The 20,847-nt window shown below is 43.1% G+C and carries 16 protein-coding genes; 10 read left to right on the top strand and 6 right to left on the bottom strand.

What is annotated here, in order from left to right:
- Nucleotides 1–82: 82 nt before the first annotated feature.
- From H6F41_RS14380 to H6F41_RS19395, 3 genes are all read left to right on the top strand, one after another.
- Nucleotides 83–3,016, top strand: a complete 2,934-nt coding sequence (locus H6F41_RS14380) for a COG1470 family protein (protein WP_190404161.1) — start codon at nucleotides 83–85, stop codon at nucleotides 3,014–3,016.
- A 115-nt stretch (nucleotides 3,017–3,131) separates the two neighbouring features.
- Nucleotides 3,132–3,434, top strand: coding sequence for a phage tail assembly protein (locus tag H6F41_RS14375; RefSeq protein ID WP_190404160.1), 303 nt, complete (start codon nucleotides 3,132–3,134; stop codon nucleotides 3,432–3,434).
- A complete protein-coding gene (locus H6F41_RS19395; protein ID WP_408962547.1) occupies nucleotides 3,353–3,568 on the top strand; it encodes a DUF6760 family protein in 216 nt (71 codons plus the stop codon). The genes H6F41_RS14375 and H6F41_RS19395 overlap by 82 nt, the downstream gene beginning before the upstream one ends.
- Here H6F41_RS19395 and H6F41_RS14370 read toward each other — a convergent pair.
- Nucleotides 3,565–4,023 (bottom strand): pentapeptide repeat-containing protein, encoded by a 459-nt coding sequence (locus H6F41_RS14370; RefSeq protein ID WP_190404159.1) that lies wholly within the window; start codon nucleotides 4,021–4,023, stop codon nucleotides 3,565–3,567. The genes H6F41_RS19395 and H6F41_RS14370 overlap by 4 nt on opposite strands.
- Before the next feature lie 45 nt (nucleotides 4,024–4,068).
- Between H6F41_RS14370 and hypF the strand changes: the two genes are divergently transcribed.
- Nucleotides 4,069–6,387, top strand: coding sequence for a carbamoyltransferase HypF (gene hypF, locus H6F41_RS14365; protein WP_190404158.1), 2,319 nt, complete (start codon nucleotides 4,069–4,071; stop codon nucleotides 6,385–6,387).
- A gap of 78 nt (nucleotides 6,388–6,465) precedes the next feature.
- Nucleotides 6,466–6,696: a HypC/HybG/HupF family hydrogenase formation chaperone gene (locus H6F41_RS14360; RefSeq protein ID WP_190404157.1), complete on the top strand. Its 231-nt coding sequence runs from the start codon at nucleotides 6,466–6,468 to the stop codon at nucleotides 6,694–6,696.
- Between the two features lie 4 nt (nucleotides 6,697–6,700).
- Here the strand turns inward: H6F41_RS14360 and hypE are convergent, their stop codons facing one another.
- From hypE to H6F41_RS14340, 4 genes are all read right to left on the bottom strand, one after another.
- Nucleotides 6,701–7,759 carry a hydrogenase expression/formation protein HypE gene (hypE, locus tag H6F41_RS14355; protein WP_190404156.1) on the bottom strand — a complete coding sequence of 353 codons (1,059 nt, stop codon included), beginning with the start codon at nucleotides 7,757–7,759 and terminating at the stop codon, nucleotides 6,701–6,703.
- 12 nt (nucleotides 7,760–7,771) lie between these two features.
- Nucleotides 7,772–9,427 carry a bifunctional metallophosphatase/5'-nucleotidase gene (locus tag H6F41_RS14350; protein WP_199288781.1) on the bottom strand — a complete coding sequence of 552 codons (1,656 nt, stop codon included), beginning with the start codon at nucleotides 9,425–9,427 and terminating at the stop codon, nucleotides 7,772–7,774.
- Nucleotides 9,428–9,583: 156 nt separating this feature from the next.
- A complete protein-coding gene (locus H6F41_RS14345) occupies nucleotides 9,584–11,875 on the bottom strand; it encodes an eCIS core domain-containing protein (RefSeq protein ID WP_242023052.1) in 2,292 nt (763 codons plus the stop codon).
- A gap of 152 nt (nucleotides 11,876–12,027) precedes the next feature.
- Entirely contained in the window at nucleotides 12,028–12,699 is a 672-nt protein-coding gene (locus H6F41_RS14340) for a pentapeptide repeat-containing protein (RefSeq protein ID WP_190404155.1), read from the bottom strand.
- Nucleotides 12,700–12,821: 122 nt separating this feature from the next.
- On the opposite strand from H6F41_RS14340, the gene H6F41_RS14335 reads away from it, so the two are divergent.
- On the top strand, nucleotides 12,822–14,540 hold the full coding sequence (locus tag H6F41_RS14335; protein ID WP_190404154.1) for a tetratricopeptide repeat protein: 1,719 nt from the start codon (nucleotides 12,822–12,824) through the stop codon (nucleotides 14,538–14,540).
- On the opposite strand, the gene H6F41_RS14330 is transcribed toward H6F41_RS14335, so the two are convergent.
- Nucleotides 14,541–14,750, bottom strand: coding sequence for a Nif11-like leader peptide family natural product precursor (locus H6F41_RS14330; RefSeq protein WP_190404153.1), 210 nt, complete (start codon nucleotides 14,748–14,750; stop codon nucleotides 14,541–14,543).
- Nucleotides 14,751–14,874: 124 nt separating this feature from the next.
- Here H6F41_RS14330 and H6F41_RS14325 point away from each other — a divergent pair, with 124 nt between their 5' ends.
- The 4 genes from H6F41_RS14325 to H6F41_RS14310 form a co-directional block, all read left to right on the top strand.
- Nucleotides 14,875–17,280, top strand: a complete 2,406-nt coding sequence (locus H6F41_RS14325; RefSeq protein WP_190404152.1) for a substrate-binding domain-containing protein — start codon at nucleotides 14,875–14,877, stop codon at nucleotides 17,278–17,280.
- A 98-nt stretch (nucleotides 17,281–17,378) separates the two neighbouring features.
- A complete protein-coding gene (locus tag H6F41_RS14320) occupies nucleotides 17,379–17,555 on the top strand; it encodes a hypothetical protein (protein WP_190404151.1) in 177 nt (58 codons plus the stop codon).
- On the top strand, nucleotides 17,552–18,058 hold the full coding sequence (locus H6F41_RS14315; protein WP_190404150.1) for a phage tail protein: 507 nt from the start codon (nucleotides 17,552–17,554) through the stop codon (nucleotides 18,056–18,058). The genes H6F41_RS14320 and H6F41_RS14315 overlap by 4 nt, the downstream gene beginning before the upstream one ends.
- Before the next feature lie 15 nt (nucleotides 18,059–18,073).
- Nucleotides 18,074–20,847: hypothetical protein (locus tag H6F41_RS14310; protein ID WP_190404149.1), on the top strand; the 2,774-nt coding region annotated here is incomplete at its 3' end.

Here is a 20,847-nt window from a genome sequence, read left to right as displayed (position 1 = left end):
CTTGATACTAAAGTGTACGCAAAATCTTGTCCCGTTAACTTGTCTCATTAACTTGTCCCATTCATAAAAAGTCCTGCGTAAAATGAGGAGTGAATCAACCATATTTGCTGCCAATGCTGACAACAGTGATACAGCAACGAATGCAGGGTTTAGTATGGCGGATATTTTGACATTATCCCCAAGACAACAACAGATTATTAACTGGATGATGCGCCAGCGAGAGGCAACCCTCGAAGCAATCGCCACCTACATCGAGGCAGAGCTAGAGGAGACCCGCATCGAGGTTACGGATTTAATTAATCAAGGATTTATTGAAACACGACAAAATCAGGGGATCACTTACTACGAGATTGATTTTCGTCGGCAACAAAATACTGACAGCCTAGAGGCAATGTCATCAGTATCACCAACTATTCGACCACTCTCCATCATCCTCAATCCATCGGGGACAGTCGCCGTCACAACGGGGGAAAGCTTTGATCTCTGTGTCACCGTCACCAATCAGGGCGATCGCAGTGCCGTAATTAGCGTCGCGATCGATCAAGACTCCAGCTCGATTTATCCTTGGTGTCCTTTTCCCTCCGAGAGCCTAGCGCTTAGTGTCGGACAAAGCTGCGAAGTGGTGTTTCAGGTGCAAGTGCCGCCTACTACGCCGCCCAATGACTACAATTACACCCTGATCATCGATGCACCTCAGCATTATCCTGAGCATACGCCGATTCAATATAAGGGTCGTGTCATTGTCCAGCCTGCGATTCAAGAAGTGCTGCGGGTCAACGATCCCACTTTTGTCACCTTACCGCGCACCGCATCGGACAACCCGCATCAAATGCGATCGGGAGAGGTCTGGCAAGTGATGATTTCCGTTGCCAATCGCTCGGAACGGGTAGATCGCTTTCGCGTCACTGTCCCTGACCTCGATCCTAAATGGTTTTCGATTTACTATCCCGAAGGTTTAGCCCTTGCGGGTATTGTCGAAGCCGCCGAAGGTCTGCCCCTCAACCCTGATACCCAAGGGCAAATCACGATTATTTTCAAGCCGCCAACCGATGCTTGGGCAGGACTCTATGCTCCGACTATCCGTGTACATTCCGCCAACAATCCTGAATTAGCGTTACTAGATATTGCCTATTTCGAAATTTTGCCCACCTATCAACTGGATGTGCAGTTGGTGACTTTATTAACGCGAGTTGATCGCCAGCCATCAATCTATGAAATGCGCTTGCGAAGTAATGGCAATGTTGCCCGTGAATTACTCTTGAGGGCAACTAGCCCTGAACAGGAAGGATTGTTGGTCTATACGATCATTCCTGAAGAGGTAAAACTTGCACCCTTCGGCACGGCAAGAATCAATATTGAAGTTGTCCCGACTAAAAAATGTAAGCCCCGTTTTTTAAGCGATCGCTATTTGAATTTCATCATTGAAATTGAAGATAAACAGGGGGCATTTTTACCCAATGATCGTTATCCCAGTAATTTATTGCTGCCGTCACGTCCTTGGTGGCAGTTTGTTTTATTGCTAATTGGCATTTTGGGCTTAATTGGAGCTTTGATCTTTCTGATTTGGTGGATCTTTTTCCGTCAACCCGATGTGCCGCAAGTCGTTGAATTTACATCTGAGTCATCTACTTATCAAGAGGTTTCCAATGAAGCAATTCGGTTACGGTGGCGGATCACCTATCCCGAATTAATCAGTGAAGTTGCCATCGAGGGACAATCCACCGATGGTAAGGTGTTGAGTCAGCCTATCACCTACAACTTTAGTAAGGGCATTCCGCCTGAATTGAAAGAATATTGTGTGATCGATCGCGAATTACTTTGTCAAAATGTACCCACCGATGCGCGTAAGCCCAGTGAGTATATTTTTCAGATGAACTTATCATCAAAAAACTCGAAAACAAGAACGATTGCCCCTGTCAAAACTACCAAAATTTTAGTAGAGCCGATTCCCCAAGCGGAGATTTTAGAATTTGCGACGACTAAGCCTCTCTATACAGAGTCCAAGCCATTGTTGCCTAATCTCACGCCTGCACCAGTGGCGCAAGCTCAACCTGCTAATCCTGAATCAGCGCCCGCCGAACCTGCTCCCGTTCCTGCTCCATCGCCAAGCCCAGAGAGTGTGACTAAGGTTGGGGATGCCAATGCGATCGCAAATCGGTTAGAGCAACAGGTGTTTTTCTCGGCGGTGGGTATTGCCCAAGGTGCGAGTAATCTGGGCATCATCAAGCCCAAACCTGATCTCGATAATGAAGTAAGGCTCAATTGGCGGATTGGCAATGTTAGTCAAGTCCGAGAAATAACTATTGTCGGGCGCACGCCTGAGGGTGAGGTGAAGAGTCCACCTTTGCAGTTTTCGATGACTGAAGGGCTGCCGCGAGCGTTGCGTCCCTACTGCACAATTGCTGAGGATCAACTGATTTGTAAGAGTGTTCCCACGGAGGCAACTGCTTCGGGTAATTATGTGTTTGAAATTGCGATCGCACCGACAAGACCCGCCGCCGAGCCTAAGGTTGATCCCAAAGCTGACCCTAAAGCAGTTGGTCTAACACGCAAAACTGAGCTTACTAAAATTGCGCCATATCCTGCCAAAATCCTCGAATTGAAGGTCAATGGACAGGAAGCATTACCGCAATATTCTTTCAATCTCAATCCTGATGTTCCCACGGTGTTGACCCTTGCTTGGAAAGTGGAAGCTTCTGCCGCCGCTAAGATTGATTTGCTGCCTGCCCCTGGCAATGTTGCGGCGGTTGGACAATTGGCTTTACCCCTCAGCCCTAAATCTGCCGAGGTGACTTACACGCTCAAGGTGACTAATCCCGATGGACAGATGATCATGCGATCGTTCATTGTCCAGACGATTGCTCCACCACCTGCTCCTAAAGCCGATGAGCCGCCACCGATGTTAGCGCCAGATTTGGCTGTGCCTGAGATTGACTCACCGTTAATTCCTGCATCTCCCAATCAACAATCGGGCGGTACGCTCGCGCCATCGGAAGTGCCACCTAGTCAAAAGTAATACAGAGCAATTTTTAAAAGCGCCGCGAAGCGGCGCTTTTAAAAATTGCTCTGGGTTTTAATACAGCGCTTTGCGCTGTATCGGTAAGTTCAATTTTTGAGAACCACTAATAGTTATGAATGCAGAGTTTGATTTTCAATTGCCGAAGGGATTAGTCAGTGATGGGGAATTACATGATCATGGCTCCATGCGACTGTTGACGGCAAAGGATGAGTTGATTGTGCAGGAATTAGCAAATCGCGATCGCAATCTTGATCTGGTTTTTTTATTGATGAGTCAAGCGATCACCAAATTAGGAAGCCTAACCAAAGTTACACCGCAACATCTGGAACAGCTATTTTTACCAGATTTTGTGTATTTACAAGACTTTTTTGGACAAGTGCAACCCAAAAATGTAACTACGGCGGGGGAGTCATAGGCTACCCCTCAGATCGGTTATATGAGGAGGTAGCCTTTATTGCTTTTTACTTCCATTGGTCAAGGGAAGATGTTCTGAATCTGAGCCATGCTGAGCGATTGCGCTGGGTTAATGAGATTATGCGACTGCGCTAATCCCCTGACAGACGACAATCACGATTATTCAGCTTGCCATCGGTCATGATCGTGCGGCAAAATTTGCTGGTTTTGGTATTGACATCTTTGAGGAGCGCCGAGTTAAATCTCGCCCCCCGCAAATCGGCTCCCTGAAAGTTGACATTCTCTAAATCGGCATTGGTAAAGTTTGCCCAGCGTAAATTTGCCCCTTCAAAGTTGGCATCCTTGAGATAAGCGCCGATCAGGTTTGCGCCGATTAAATTCGCTTTTTGAAAATTGGCAGCCCGCATTTTGGCTAAGCTTAAGTTTGCGCCATTGAGTTTCGCCTCAACTAGATTGGCATTACTTAGCTCACATTCTGGACAGGCTCTAGTCTCTAGTAATTGATTAACAGGATTTGCGATCGCAGTTTCGCCATTTGGTAATGCGAGACAAACAGAAATTGCGATCGCGCTAAACCAATATTCTTTCATAATTAATCATCCCGCGCCTTTACTCATTGTCAATATTTTAAGCCCATGCTTCCCCATCAGAGCCAGTTAAAGAGCTTGACATTACAGATATCTGGAGCAGTTCAGGGAGTTGGTTTTCGTCCATTTATATATCGCTTGGCGATGGAATTGCAACTGCGGGGATGGGTGAATAATAATGCTCAGGGGGTAACGGTTGTTGTTGAAGGGACTCAGCTACAATTAGAACTATTTTTGGCAAGATTGCCCACTGAAAAACCTGTGCGATCGCAAATTCACAAAATCACCCAAGAATGGTCTGCACCTGCCTATTATCAAAGTTTTGAGATCCATGAGTCTACAGATCACTCATCAAGGAAAACGGTGGTGATTCTACCCGATCTGGCCACCTGTGATGATTGTGTACAGGATATCTTTAACCCGTTAAATCGTCGCTATCGCTATCCTTTTACCAACTGCACTAACTGCGGCTCCCGCTATAGCATTATTACCGCCCTTCCCTACGATCGCCACCATACGACCATGGGTAAATTTGTGATGTGTGCCGATTGCCAAGCTGAATATGATCATCCCCTAGATCGGCGTTTTCAAGCTCAGCCCAATGCTTGTCCGAGATGTGGCCCCCAATTGGCACTATGGGATCGTCATGGGCAAGTCATTGCTACGGGCAATCATGCTTTATTAATTACTGTCCAAGAGATTCGCGCGGGTAAGATCTTAGCAATTAAGGGATTGGGAGGATTTCAACTTGTGGTGGATGCCACCAATGATCTGGCAATTGCCCAATTGCGATCGCGAAAACAACGTCCCCACAAACCCTTTGCCGTGATGTATCCCAGTTTGGAATATATCCAAACTGATTGCCAAGTCTCTGCATTGGAGGGGCAATTATTAACTGCTCCAGAGGCTCCGATCGTTCTTTTGCGGAAGTTAAACAAGGACAATCATCCACTTATTTCTGGCAATCGATCGATCGGTGCGATGCTGCCCTATACGCCGCTTCACTATTTACTCTTAGCAGAATTGCAAATTCCGATCATTGCTACTAGTGGCAATCTTGCCAGTGAGCCAATTTGTATTGACAATCAAGAAGTGATCGCAAATTTAGGTAATATTGCCGATTTTTTCTTGGTACATAATCGCGATATAGCCCAGCCCGTTGATGACTCTGTAGTGCGTGTGATTAATGATCAGCCTGTAATCTTGCGAAGAGCTAGGGGTTATGCACCTGCACCCCTAAACTTTGAGCATGGATATTTAGATTCCCATACAGAAGATCCCCAGATTTTAGCGGTGGGTGGTCATCTTAAAAATGCGATCGCAATTTCCATCAATAATGCAATTATTCTCAGTCAACATATTGGTGATTTGGAGACGACCAAAGCCTTTGATCATTTCCAAAAGATTATCCAGCGTTTGAGTGATGCCTACGAATTTCAACCAGATGTAATCGCCTGTGATGCTCATCCAGACTATCTTTCTAGCCAATATGCAAGGCAATTAGCCCAAGATCTAGGGATTCCCTTAATTCCTGTGCAGCATCATTACGCCCATGTGTTGGCGGCGATGGCAGACCGACAGATGCAACCGCCCGTATTAGGTATCGCATGGGATGGCACAGGCTACGGAGTCGATAGCACAATTTGGGGTGGTGAGTTCCTGAAGATTACCCAGACAGGATTTGAGCGAGTTGCCCATTTGCGAAAGTTTCCCTTGCTAGGCGGCGATCGGGCAGCCAAAGAACCAAGACGGGTCGCCTTAGCGATGTTATGGGAAATATTTGGGGAGAGTCTTTGGGAGCAGGAGGATTCAACAGTCCAGATGGTGTTGGCAACCTTCTCTAGTTCTGAGTTAAGGATGTTTCGTCAAATATTAAAAAAACAACCGACTATGCCGCAAACTTCGAGCATGGGACGCTTATTTGATGCGGTTGCTTCTTTGTTAGATGTCTGTCACAGGGCTAGTTTTGAAGGTCAAGCTGCCATTGCCCTAGAGGATCTTAGCGGTGATTTGGATTTGGATGAATTCTATCCATTAGATGTTAAGAATAACGGTGAAATTGGCTGGACTAGCTTGATTACATCTATCTTAGAAAATAGACAAAATCAAATTGAGATCGCAATAATTGCCATAAAATTCCATAATTCTTTAGTGGAAGTCATTGTCCAAATTGCCAAACAAATCGGCATCGTGCAAGTTGTCTTAACAGGAGGCTGTTTTCAGAATCGTTATTTAACGGAAAGAGCGATCCAAAAATTACAGCAAGCAGGTTTTAGAACCTATACCCATCAACAGATTTCACCTAATGATGGCGGGCTTGCGGTAGGGCAAATCATGGCAGTAATGCAGCGCAAAGTGCTGACTTAAAACCTAGAGAAGTTTTTGAAAGCGCCGCTTCGTGGCGCTTTCAAAAACTTTTCTTTTAAAAATAAAGAGATAGAAACTATGTGTTTAGCCATCCCCGGAAAAATTATTTCGATTCAAGGTGAAGATCTGATGCGATCGGGAAAAGTTAGCTTTAGCGGCGTACTCAAGGACGTTAATCTTGCCTATCTTCCCGAAGCGCAAATCGGCGATTATGCAATTATCCATGCAGGAGTTGCGATCGCCGTTGTCGATCCTGCTGAGGCAGAGCAAACCTTACTTGATTTACAGGATTTGCAAGCAATCGGCTAACTGTCTAGCAAATCCGTGGCAACTGCTCACCACTGAGCATACTCAAAATCCGACTCATCCCCAGCTTGCCCTGTAAAGTAACTAGCGCTTTACTGCTCGACACATTAGGCTTGTTAACCTGCCCAATCACCCGCATTGCTCCGCCTGCTTGGGGGAACCTTCGCGCAATTGCGATCGCACTTTCCACCGCCGACTCAGGTACAAATGCGATAAATCTACCCTCATTAGCCACATATAGCGGATCAAGTCCCAAAATTTCACAAACTGCTTGTACATCGTCCTGTACTGCGATAGCAGTTTCTTCAATGGTGATACTCAAATTTGTGGTACTTGCCAATTCATTTAAGGCAGTTGCCAAGCCGCCACGGGTGAGGTCACGCATCGCATGAATCTCCACACCACCCTCTAACATTGCCATCACCAACTGTGACAAATCCATACAGTCGCTCTCAATTTCTGTCTCAAACTCCAGCCCTTGCCGCGCCGCCATAATTGCGATGCCATGCCTGCCCAAATCTCCATTCAAAAGAATTACATCCCCTTCCCTTATCGATGGCGGCGCAATTTCTAAATCCGTGACAATTGTCCCAATTCCCGATGTATTGATAAAAATTCCATCCCCCTTACCTCGATCAACTACCTTTGTGTCCCCCGTAACAATCTGCACCCCCGCTAGATCGGCGGCGCGGCGCATCGATTGGGCAACTCGCCAGAGTGTTTCCATCGGTAAACCTTCTTCAATAATCAGCCCTGCGCTCAGATACAAAGGTTTTGCCCCCATCATTGCCAAATCATTGACAGTTCCATTTACTGCCAAAGTGCCAATATCCCCTCCTGCAAAAAAGAGCGGCTGCACCACATAGGAATCCGTCGTAAAAGCTAATTTTTGGTGGGGAATTGCCAAGATCGCTGCATCCTGTTGAGCGCGATCGCCCATCGAGAATATCGGGGCAAATATTTCAGATATGAGCTGATGCGTTAATCTGCCACCACCACCATGCGCCAAGAGAACATGTGGGTATTGCGAAATTGCGATCGGGCAGGACATTTGTTCTAGGGACATGGTGTTGGTAATTTAGGGGCGGCTAACAATCCGTTGCTCAGTTTTTACTTGCAAAGGTGAGTTGGCGCTAATATATTCTGCGATCGCATCCGATAGTAGATAACCAGTTTCTAGTAAATTTTTGCCCTTTGAAAGCATACTATAGCCATCACCACCAGAAGCTAAAAAGTTATTTGTAGCAATGCGATAGGTTACTTTAGGATTGAGCAGTTCAAATTTACCTAATTCATCTTTAACTTCGATCTTAGTCACACGATTACCTGCGGCAAGTTTGCGATTCCACTCAAAACGTAAACCTGCAACCTGTGGAAATCTTCCTTCTCCCTGCTCCGCTAAACTCACGCCATTTTCTAGAGCTTCTTGTAATTGCTTACCAGTCAAGTCAATACGAGTGATGGTGTTGCCAAAGGGAAGAACTTCCAAAACATTTCCCATTGTAATGTTGCCCTTTGGTAAACTGTTGCGAATCCCGCCAGCATTGACCAAAGCCACCTGCACCCGATCAAGTCTAGTCTTCGCTAAAACAGCATCGGCAATCAAGTTCCCTAAACTCGTTTCCTCAGTTCGCATTTTGATCCGATCTCCATCAAGTTCTACTAATGACTGACCAATCACTTGCTGCCGTAATGATTCTATGGGCGCGGCATAGGCTTTGAGCTTGTCCTCAAATTCGCGATCGGGAGTAATTCTCATCTCTACAGCATGGGGCTTACCTGCCCAAGCAATCAGTTTGCCGTTGCCATCAAAACGTACTGACAAGTCACCTAAATATTTGCCCCATTCCCAATCCGTCACCACTAATACAGGGTTTCTGTTGGCACTTTGTTCCACTAATGGATAGGGATGTTCGGCGTTGGTGATATTGCCCACGGGAGTATGACTGTGACCGCCGATGATGATATCAATGTCAGTGACTTGTTTTGCCAGTGCCAGATCCTCATCAAAGCCAAGGTGGGTAAGCGCCACAATTTTATTAATGCCCTGTTGCTTGAGCGCTTGGACAGCTTGCCTAGCGGCGGCGATCGGGTCAGTAAACTTTACGCCTTCACCAACATTTGCCAAAATCGCTGTATCAGGAGTGGTCAGCCCAAACACACCGATCTTCTGTCCCTGCACCTTGAGGATATGCCAAGGACGAATACGGTTATGCAGTGGTGATGTACGGTCAATGTCAAGATTGGCGGAGATAATTGGAAACTTGGCTTTGGCTAAAAAATCAGCAAGTACCTGTTGTCCGCGATCAAATTCGTGATTGCCAATTGTGCCGACATCATAGGCAAGGGCATTATAAAAATCTAGATCTGCTTGACCTAGGTATTGATTGAAGTACAAAGTTCCCTGAAAGATATCCCCTGCATCCATTAGTAGCAATGCTTCTTGGCTGTTTTTACTTTCATTACGAATCTGCTCAATCAAAGTGCGCCGACGCGCTATCCCACCCAAATTGCGATCGCCAAATTTGCTCGGCTCTAGATGGGCATGATGATCGTTGGTATGCAATATCCGTAACGCAAATCGATTTTCCTGTGCAGCCATGTCTAGCCATGCAGGAATTGCGATCGCAGTGAGTAAAGCAACACTAAAAATGAAAAGACTTCGCCAATATTTTTTGATGTACATCTTTTCTTTCCAGTCATTGAGAGCAATATTTGTATTAGATTTCATCATCTAAATAAGTGGCTAGACATGAGAAAACTTAAAAAGGAAAGATCAAGATTCCTGACTTTCTTGTGAATTTGCAATTGTCTTTGCTAGCCTATAAAAAGTTGGAAATCTGGGCATTTACAGGTTTCTTTTGCTGATCTACTTATAATCTGATTGATTTTAGAGCTTCCAATTTGTATCTGGCACAAAATCTTTTGTCATGACAGTTAAAGCTTCCCATAAAGTTACATAATGTTGTTTTAAAACTTCAAATCCTCCACTCATTAGGCTAGTGCTTTTTTCATCTTGATTGGCTTCTGGTCTAGCCCAAGTAGGTGTTTCTAATCCAGTCTTGTCCAATAATTTTGAATAGCCAGTTTGCTGACTCTCATTTTGACCTTTTTTACCTTGTGCATATCCAGACAGTGTTGTTTCTGTGTTAGCAATCTTTCCTTCATTAACCATCTTGAGAAGTAAATCAGGTGATACAGCAGGACAGTATTCATCAAGCAATCCAATCATGTGTCCAAATTCATGTGCGGCAGTAATACGACTCCAATTCTGTTCGTATTGCGTTAGTGTGTTAGGGGTATCAGGAGCTTCCAATTTTGCACTACTACCTATTACGCCCATAGCTTGCTTAGCCGTAGTTGGTTGTTGTACTCCAGAATCACTGAGAACTTTGTCAACTGCAAACTTACGCGAACCGATTAGCCCAGTACCTTCGCGTGATCCTAGAGTCACATCAATTGATAGAGGGTGTAGATGTGCTAGTGCACTGTCCTTACGTAGAGATGCTAGGTCTTGAGCAGTATTTTTCAGCTGAGCTTCCATTCCCACTGCAAATTTAGAGGTTTTTGAATTGAATACAACAGGAGCGGCATTTGCTAACTTCTTAAGCAATCGTTCACGATCTCGCTCATATGCTGGTTTAATATTGGTCGTTTTTTCGGTAGGGGCAAGGTGCTGCTTAACTTGAGGATCGTTAATTTTATCTTTTGTGTCAAACTCTTGAAACGCTCCACCGCCATCTCTAGTTAGTCCTGAAAAACCTCCTGCTCGCATACCTCCTTTTTTCTTAGTAAACGCTTTTGTAACATCCAATGCATAGTGAGCATCACCTTTTTTAGCTTGAACAACTCTTACTACTGGCTGTACAACTACATCCGTAAACCCAGCCTTATCACAACTAATTGTACTAATATTTCCCCATTTGCTCATAATTGCTGATTTAAACTCATTAAACCACGCGTCTTTCCCTTGTTTAGTCCATTCAGTATCAGCTTCATTTGTTGCATCTGGTTTGTATGCTGATGAGTCTTGGTAATTAAAATGTACTTTTACAGTAATTATCATACTTCCAGTTTTAGGATCATAGTCTGCGTCAAACTTTCCAGTCCCAGTGGAAGGTTGCCAGTTCCGAAGTTTAAACTTTTTTCCATTAAATTTTTCTCGTTCAGTCTTTTTTGAGAAAAGTCCTCTCTGAATGGTAGGTTTTGAATTTGTCTGTGATACATGAAGATTGTTACTATTACTACTAATACTCTTTTTTTGGAGTTTGAATCCACAAGAAGAGCACGGACAGCCAGAAGCATGAGGATTTGCTTGACGTTGCAATAAATCATTAGAATTTTGAGAGGCTCTATAATTTTGTTTCAACTTTCGATTCACAGTCCCATTATTCTGCTGCACCACATGAGTTAATTCATGTGCGATTAATTCTTGTCCACCTCGACTACTTGGATTATATTCGCCCTGACGGAAGAAAAGGTCTTGTCCTGTGGTAAATGCTTTAGCCTGAATGGACTTGTTTAATTGATCAGACTGTGAATCAGTATGTACTTTTACCCCACTAAAGTCTGCCCCCATTGCTTGCCCCATCTTGGCTTGCAGATTAACATCTAAAGGCTGACCACTACCCCTTGCACTTTGAATTGATGACTCTAGATCCGTTGATGCCTCGCCTCCGTCAAGATTCTCTCGCCTCTGCACTAAAGACTTTGCCTGTAATTCATCTTCTTCCTCCATTACATCTCTTTGCAAAGTCGAGATTGGCTTCATGTGTAGCTCGTCCTCTTCCATAGAGTCTTGTCTTTGGACAGATTGATTCTGCGGGATGGTATTAATTTGCTGCACTACCTTCGCGGCAGTGGCATCAGCTTCCTGCTCATATTTGTCATTTGGTTCACCAATATTCAGCTTTGCCTGTATTGGCATCTTTTGAGAACGAAATGACGTAAAGTGCTTCTTACGAATTGTGTTTGTTGATGACTCTGCTGTTGGTATAGAGATTAGTCTTTCTAAAATGTTTGCTGATGAAGATGGATATTCTTCTATTTGAGAATTCTCGACATTCTCGCTAATCGGAGATGTTTCTGTCTGAGGCGGTGTAAAAGGTCTCGTTTGTAAATTTAGAGTGGTCGGTTTCGCGGAAGTCACAATTTGAGAAGACTTTTTGGTAGTGGACTTCATGGCTTAACACCTCTAAATTTACTGGGGTAAACTTTATATATTCTCTGGCAGTATTCTCGCACAATTAGTTCAAAAAACAGAAGTTTAATCTCGAGAATCGTTAATACGATGTCAAAACTTCTTAATAAATCTCGCCCAAATCTTGATTATTACTAGCGACAGTTTTGGTTATTGGTAGAGCCATCTTGAAGGATTGTGTTACATAACTTTGCGTTTTGTAAATTTATGTTTGTTAATGACGAATTTTCAAGATTGGCATCAACTAGATTTGCTTCGCTGAGATTTGCGCCTTCGAGATTGGCAAAGCCTAATTTGGCGTTGGTGAGGTTTGCTTTGAGTAAATTTGCCCCTGTGAGGTCGACAAATTGACGGACTGAGGTAAACACATCAACATTACCATCGCCATAGGTATCGGTTAGGTTTGCGGATTCGAGATTACTTTGACGAAAGGAAGCCTCTAGTAAATAGGTATTGCTGAGATTTGCTCCTTGCAAATTGGCTTGACTGAAGTTGGCAAGGCGCAGATTGGCATAACTAAGATCAGTGTAGATGAGAGTTGCGGCTTCTAAATTTGCGCCTTCGAGATCGGCACTGCGGAGGTTTGCGCCTTGAAGGTTAGCCTTGCTCAGATCTGCACCCATGAGCTTGAGTCCATTTAAGTCTGTGTTGCGTAAATCACAGCCTTGACAACGATTGGTTTCGATGAGGCGTTGACGATTGAGGGTTTGAATGCGATCGCGATCTGGGTCAGCAATAACTGATGTGGGAATTGCGATCGCAATTCCCCATAAACAACCAAACCAACATAAAACTTTAGAAATCATGGTGATTGTGTGCCTGCGATTGAGTAGTGGCATCTATCGAAACTATGATGATAAATTAATGGGGATGTGAAAGGTTGTCATATTCAATGAGACAGCTTTGAGGCAACTTTAATTCTAGACCTGTGATTGAAAATTTAGGAGTGCCAGTGATTTTGCGTGCTTTCTTTCAGTCGTTTGAGCGCGGCAAGCGATTTTGGTTGATCTTACTTGTGCTGCTCAATTTGCCGATCGCCTCAGTTTTTATTGCGCCAAAGGTGATCGCTCAAGAAAAGTTACAGGATTTTGACTATTGGGCTTCGCTATGTAGCTCTTTGGTGAAGTCGCGCAAGTATAAAGAAGCTGTTGAGGCTTGCAATCAAGCGATTACCTTAAATACGAATGAGCCGATTGCTTGGCTAGAGCGCGGGGATGCGATGATCGGCTTAGCCATGTATACCGAAGCCGTGGTTTCCTACGATCGTTTTATCAAATTGCAGCCTGAACACTCAGGAGCTTTAGCTAAACGTTGTGATGCACTGAATGAACTAGAGCGCTATGAAGATGCGATCGCATCCTGTGAATTGGCGTTACGCCTTGACCAAAACTGGGATGATGCTTCCCCTGCGATGGTGTGGTACATCCAAGGCTCACTCCTCAAACGCTCAGGTAAGCTTGCTGAAGCCCTAGAATCCCTTGAGCTAGCTATTCGCTCTAATCCTAATTATTCCCGTGCCTTAACCGAGCGCTGTGATCTGTTTCGGTCACTTAACCGTGAGGCTGACGCGATTAAAGATTGTGATCGCGCCATCAAAGTGAATGCCAATTGGGGCAATGCTAGCCCTGCCCTCGCATGGAAAACCAAGGGCAAAGTCCAAAACAAGTTAAAACGTTTTGATGAAGCTCTATTTGCCTATGACAAGGCGGTGGCGATCGAGCCGACTAATGCTCAGGCATGGGCAGAGCAGGGCATGATTTTATGGCGATTAGGTCGTTATGCCGAAGCTTTGGCTTCGCAGGAATGGGCGCTCAAGGCAAAGGAAAAATATTCTCTTGCCCTTGCCAACTCCTGTGCGTCCCTTAATCAATTGCGTCAGTACAAAGAAGCCTTAGAAGCCTGTAATGCTGCTCTTCAAGAGGGCGATCAACAGTGGGACGAGTTGGGGCCAGCTTGGGCATGGGATCAAAGGGCAAATGCGCTTTCGGGGTTGGGTAAGTACGAGGAGGCGCTTGCATCGGCAAATCGGGCAATTGCGCTTCAGCCTAACCAAGCTAGTTTTTGGGGAAATCGAGCCGCCACCCTCTGGGCATTGGGGCGGTTTGATCTTGCCCTATCGTCAACCAATCAAGCGATCGCTATTAACCAAAATTCCTCAACCGCATGGTTTAACCATGGGCGCATTTTGGTTTCGTTAGGACGTACCGAGGAAGCTTTAACTGCTTACGACAAAGCGATCGCAGGAGATGCCAACATTGGCAGTCGCATTCTGTTGGCGGATATTTGGACTAACAAATCAGCTTTGTTATGGCGGCTCAACCGCTTTCAGGAATCCTTAGTGGCTAGTCGCCAAGCTTTGGGTATTAACCCGAAGTCAGATACAGCATGGTTTAACCGTGGTTTGGCGATGATGTCGCTGGGACGCAATGATGATGCTGTGGTTGCCTATAGTCGGGCAATTGCGATCGATCTCAAAAATGCTGATTACTGGACAGGACGTGGACTGGCGCTATTGGCATTAAATAAAAATGCTGATGCACTAGTTTCCTTTGAGCAGGCGCTGAAGCTCAACCCTAGCCAAACTCAAGCGACGATAAATAAAGCGATCGCAGTCGAGCGCTTGAAGCCCAAACCAGCAAAACCATAGTTAAATTCCGGGAATTTCCGACAGATTGCACTTTAATTCTTCCACCTCGAAGTTAGTCATCTGTTGCCATTCTTCGATTGTAAAGTCATAACCCTCAGACTTTGCCATCTCGACAAAACTCTCAAGATCGGGAGCTTGATTTAGCTTTGCCTTGAGGAGTGAATCTGATTGGGCTGCTCGATAGAGTCGTGCTACTTGCTCTCTTGCCATAGTCTTGAACGGGAGTAAAGTGATGGTATATATTTTGGGAAAGAATGGATTAGCAATGCCAACTTTGCCACAAATCATACCTCTGTAATTGATAATAGTCTAGCAAGGATAAAACAAGCAATTTATGGCAAGCAAAGCTCCTAATGTTTGGCAAAAATTCTGGAAGCGGATCACCGACGTTTGGGGACAGTTTCTTGGTGCTATTGACGGAGTAATTGGCAATAGATTTGTTGAGTTTTTAAATAAAAACGTTCCTACTCCTTTACGCTTTTTAATTCCTTTTTTGAAGGATGACTTAGGAATTGAGCCACCCTCGATTAGTTCTTTTAGAGGAATTAGTATTCCTGAGAGGATAGAATCACAGGAAGTTTTAAAAGAGCTTAGTGTTGATCACAGAATTGGCTCAATTTGGCAAATTCAACCGCAATTTCAGCGCTATTCCTGTCAAGAGGCTAATCCTTTTCGGTGCCAAATTCCCCACGAAACTGTCACCGATGACCCGAACAATAAGTATTGTAAAAAATGCCAGTTTCCAGCTAGTTTACCTCCTGAGGTGAAGATTCGTGGTCGTAGTGGCGTATATGAAATTGACCAATATATTGGTATTCGGGGTAATGGCAGACTTTACAATGCTACTAATTTGACCAATGGCGAACCATTTCTATTAAAGGAATATGTAATTCCTCAAAGGTATTTTAATGATCAAGAAACTAGGGCTTGTAAACGTCATTTTGAAGACTCTGCGGAACTTAAATTATCAGATGGAAGAAGACAAGATTCTCGCTTAGTTTCACCAATAGAAGCCATTGCCGATGCCAGAGAAGAACGCTGCTATGTAATTTTGCCTAAGACCGATGAAGCGATCACCTTAGCTGACTATTTAGCAAGGTATGGGGCAATGAATAGTTGGCAAGTTAAGTCCTTTCTCAATCAAGCTTTGCAAACCCTTGAGTCTTTACATGCTCAGAAATATCGTTTGCGTTCTGGGGTAATTACTTCAGGATTGCCCCATGGAAATTTAAGCTTCTATAGCATTTCCATTCGATCTAATTTTCAAGGATTTACGGTTTATCTCAATGATTTATCCCTATGGGAAGATCGCTTTTATCCTCCCGATGTCCAAACACCCACCTATTCCATTAATCGTGATCTAGAAGATCTGGGCTACATTGCTTTCTATCTGTTAAAAGGTGGAGTTGTTGATTTAGAAAATCGTACCTACTTAAATCCCAATGATCTAAATCATTGGGATCGCTCTGTTAATCTTGGCTTAAAGAGATTTATCCAGAACTTGATCGGTTTTGGAGATTCTAGTTATAGCAGTGCTGAGGTGGCAAGACGTGCTTTATTACGAGTGTATATTGAGCGAGAAGCCGTTTTGGAATTTATTGAACAGGAGGAAGAGAAAGAGGTTGTTAAAAAAACTTGGTGGTCATGGATTACGAAAAAGGTAATTGCGATCGCAATCGGGATCATCTTGCTATGCCTATTAATTTTTTTGCTGTATTTTTGGCTAACACAACCGCCTAAAGCCGCCAATCTCAACTTGCCCTGTTGCATTAATCAAATTTCTGATATCCCCCAAGGTAACTTTACCTATGCCGCCGATAAAAATAGCACTTGGAATTACACCCTCTTACAGAATAATTTGATTGCTAAAGGCGCAACCCTCGAAGCGGAATTACAAAAACGTCAACCCAAGCTGCAACTGCGCTATCAGGCAGTTGATACCTCTGCTACAAGATTCCCGATTGAACAGTTACAGTCCAATCAAGCTGATTTTGCAATTTCCACAGTTACCGATAGTCTCGGCGGTGAATTTATTACCCAAGATATTGCCTATGACGGCTTAACGGTGTTTGTTGCCTTTAGCTATGCCCAACGTAATGACAGTTTGCCTAAAGCCCTAGGCGGCAAAATCAACTTTAATCAGTTGCGGCAACTCTATACGGGGGAAATTATCAATTGGCGACAATTAGGGGGGCCAAACCTAGCTGTTAAGCTCTATATATCCCTCGATGATGCTTCAATCCGTATGTTTGAGAAGCGGGTGCTTAAAGATGAAACTGCGATCGCAAAGTTTCGAGAGCTAATTCGCGATCGTAATAATGGCATCACTGCCTTACCCACATTTGACTCATTGCGGCAGGTGATTCAAGACTTTGAGGATCGGAATGTGGGCAGTATTTCCTTCGGTTCGATTAGTCAAGTTTTTGGACAATGCTCTGTTTATCCATTGGCGATCGCCGATGATTACAAATCACCTATTGCCCCACTAGTTCTTAGAAGTGGAAATTCACTGACACCTGATGTCGATCTCTGTAATGAGAAGGGCAGTTATAGTCAAAATTACAAGGTCTTTATCGATCAAACCTATCCCCTCGCCTATCCAGTTTCCGTTGTGTATACTCGCGACAATCGTCGAATCCCCATCGCCGAACGTTTTGTCTCGATTATGCGAACTGAAGAAGCACAGACTTTACTCAAACAAACTGGGCTTATTCCTTTGAAATTCCCCATCAGTAAATAATGATTAACCAATTAAGCCTCTCATCTCTGGGTAGCGATACTATAGAGCAAGCAAGAGCAAGCACATCTGTAATTTAGCTAAATTTGGATACACTGCGTATGGCAATAAATTTTGATGACTCTAAACAACGTGCTGAAATTGCCAAGGTTGCCGATCAAATTTTGCAAGAACCTTTAAAACTTCGATTACTTTGTGATCGCGTCCATCAACTCCTCACCGATGATATGCGTCAGCAAAAGGAACGAGCGGGTAGACATTATGAGGGCAGATTATGACCAATAGCGGCTTTACAAGGGCAGTATCCTACGTAACCACTAATCATTTTTATGTAGAAATGTCTCCTGACTCAACGATTGTGGCATGTTTTACAGAATGTACGGGCTTGAGCGCTAAGGTAAAGTATGACACTTACTTTGAGGGCGGCAACAACACCCAGCAAAAAATTCTGTTAGGACATTCTGAATTTTCAGAAGTAACCCTCAAGCGTGGTGTTACCGATGATCTCAGCTTTTGGAATTGGTTCACAGCCACCACATCACGGCGGCGAAACGTCCGCATTTTGCTATTCAACCAAGCAGGGGAAACTCGGCAATGTTGGACTTTAATTGGTGCAGTTCCCGTTAGCTGGCAAGCCCCATCTTTGCAAGCCGATGGCAATGCCGTTGCGATCGAAGAGTTGACCCTTGCGATTGAAGGTCTGACCGTCGCTACATCAGGTGGTGGTGCTGCCACCGTGGTGACTAGAGACTCAGCCAATGGATCTTTCCCCAGTTCTTAAACCAGTTAGCTAGCCGTGACTGAAAATCTCTCAACTTCCTTTGAAGCGAATAATGATGGTGTTAGCGATGACATTCCATTGGGGAACCGTTCACCTTTACTAGTGCCACCAGCTATTGGCCAAGAATTTTTACAGCCAAAATTTATCTATCCCCTCGGAGCAGTTTCGTTACTAAATCCTGGCAATATTGATCTCGGTTACGATTTTGAACCACTGAACAATTCCTTTGTCGATTCACCTTTTTTTGATACGCCTATTCAGACCCTTTCTCTAGCAACTGCTGCAACAAATCAATCTGTTCAGAGAGAGAGCGACGCGCCTAGAATTAACTCTAAACAAACACAGTCAGTTCTAGCTAGCAATCAACAAGTACAGAGACAAACTGATTCATTAAATTCTAGTGAGACCTCCACAATTACACCTGTACAAACGTCAAACTTTGAACTATCTGAAGATATTATAGAGCCGCAAGGCATCTCCATAATTCAGAGAGAGATTGATATAGCACCTATTGAATCGACAGATAAGATATTATCGACAGCTTCAATAGAAACTGGCAAAGATGTTACCGATATTGTCAACAATAATTCACCAGAGATCCAGAGAACATCTGACGAATCTAGCTCTGAAAGTCAAACCAATGAGACCTCATTGAAAAACTCTAATGAGATTCGCCAAGAACAAGTATCAGAACAAACACCATCTTTTACAGATAGAAATTCTCAAAATCAGTCTAATAGTCAAAATACGCAAGATATTCAAAGAAAGATAGAGTCATCGGCATCTATATCAACTCAGCATCTGCCAAATCAAATCAATCAGAGCAATATAGATCAAACAATCTCTAGCTTACCCACTAATAATATTCAACGAATTCAGCCATCTGCTGACAACGTTAGTAACTTTACAAATGATTCTACTGAGATCATCCCCAAAGATAGTTCCATAATCGCAGAGAAAGATAATTCATCAAACTCATCTAGTCCTGAAATTATTCCAAGCTCTTCAATTGATAATATTCAACGACAAATTGATTCTCCAGAAGCAGATAATATCTTACAAAATGATAACATTCCCCCAATACAAGCACAGCAAGATTTAGATAATAGTGACAGTTTACTTATAAGAGATAATGCTCCACAGACACCAATCTCTTCAGATTTAAGGAAAGCAAATATCACTAACAACAGTGACGAACAGATTCAAAAATTTTCTGAACCTCCAGATATAGAATCCAATCTAGATCTTGTTATAGACAACAATCAACAGATACAAAGACAGTCGGATTCATCAATTACCAAAGATATTCCTAAGATTGACGATTTTCAAGCTCGTAACTATGATTTGTCCGAATCTGTCAAAACTGAAAGTATTCAAAGAACTGCTGATATCATAGGTATAGACAGTAATATTTCTGTTGCTAGTAATATTAGCAATATTCCTAGGGCTAACGATCAACAAAGTCAAGATTCTTCTATTTTGAGCAGTTCTGATATTTTCAGGGATAACATTGAAACAATTCAAAGAGACATAGAAATACCTGCAATAGATGTAAGTAATTTTACAGATAGCAATCAGTCAATTCAAAAACAGCCTGAGGTATATGTTAATAAAAACATTACCTTAAATACAGAATTGCAGCAAATTCAGACTAAAAGTGAAATAGAGTCTATTGGTAACAGAGATAATATTGAGCCTAATATTCAATCGCAAAATCAATTACAGACAAGAATACAAAAGCAATCAGAAGAGATAAGTGATAACAATCAGCAAATTCCAATTTCTTTGGATTTATCCAATTTCAGTATTAATGTAAACAACAATCTTGAACAGATGCAAAGAGAGGTTAATCTTTCAAATGCAAATGAGATTGAAGATAATAATCTGCAAGTACAAAGACAATCTGATATATCTTCTTCCAGTGATTATTCTCCAATTGATAAACCACAACAAACTCAAGATGTTAATCAAACAGATGTCAAACAATTGTTGAGAAGCGATATTGACAGTAATATTGAGCAAAGTAGTGATGCTCAGATATTACAAAGACAATCTGAAGAGATTGATTTGTCTAATTCTAGCTTAAATAGAATTGTGGATAGTAATGATGATCAGAATATCCAGATAGAATCTAACTTACTAAGTCTAGCTAATAAATTAGCTTTAGAAAGCAACAATATTCAAAGACAAATTGATATTTCTCCTGTGACTGCATCAAGAAATAATATTTCATTAGATACCTCTCTGCTACAGACAAGACAAGATTTAGATGTTGATGATAATCCGCTTATAAGAAATGATGTCACACAGATTTCAGTCTCTTCAGATTTAAATGACTCTAATAGTGCTAGTAGTAATTATGAACAAATCCAAAGACTTTCCAATCTTTCAAATAAGGATACAGATCTGAGCATAGATCCTCTTGGAGCTAGCGATCAACAAGTACAGAGACAAACTGATCCATTAAATTCTAGTGACACCTCCACAATTACACCTGTACAAACGTCAAACTTTGAACTGTCTGAAGATATTGTAGAGCCGCAAGACATCTCCACAATTCAAAGAGAGATTGATATAGCACCTATTAACTCCACAGATACGATATTATCGACAGCTTCAATAGAAGCTATCAAAGATGTTACCGATATTGCCAACAATAATTCACCAGAGATCCAGAGAACATCTGACGAATCTAGCTCTGAAGCCCAAACCAATGAGACTTCATTGAATAACTCTAACGAGATTCGCCAAGAACAAACATCATCTTTTATAGATGAAAGTTCTCAAAA

The sequence above is a fragment of the Pseudanabaena mucicola FACHB-723 genome (assembly GCF_014696385.1).
Lineage (GTDB): Bacteria > Cyanobacteriota > Cyanobacteriia > Pseudanabaenales > Pseudanabaenaceae > Pseudanabaena.
The sequence above is the reverse complement of the archived record's forward strand: the minus strand, read 5'-3'. Positions and strand labels throughout refer to the sequence as shown.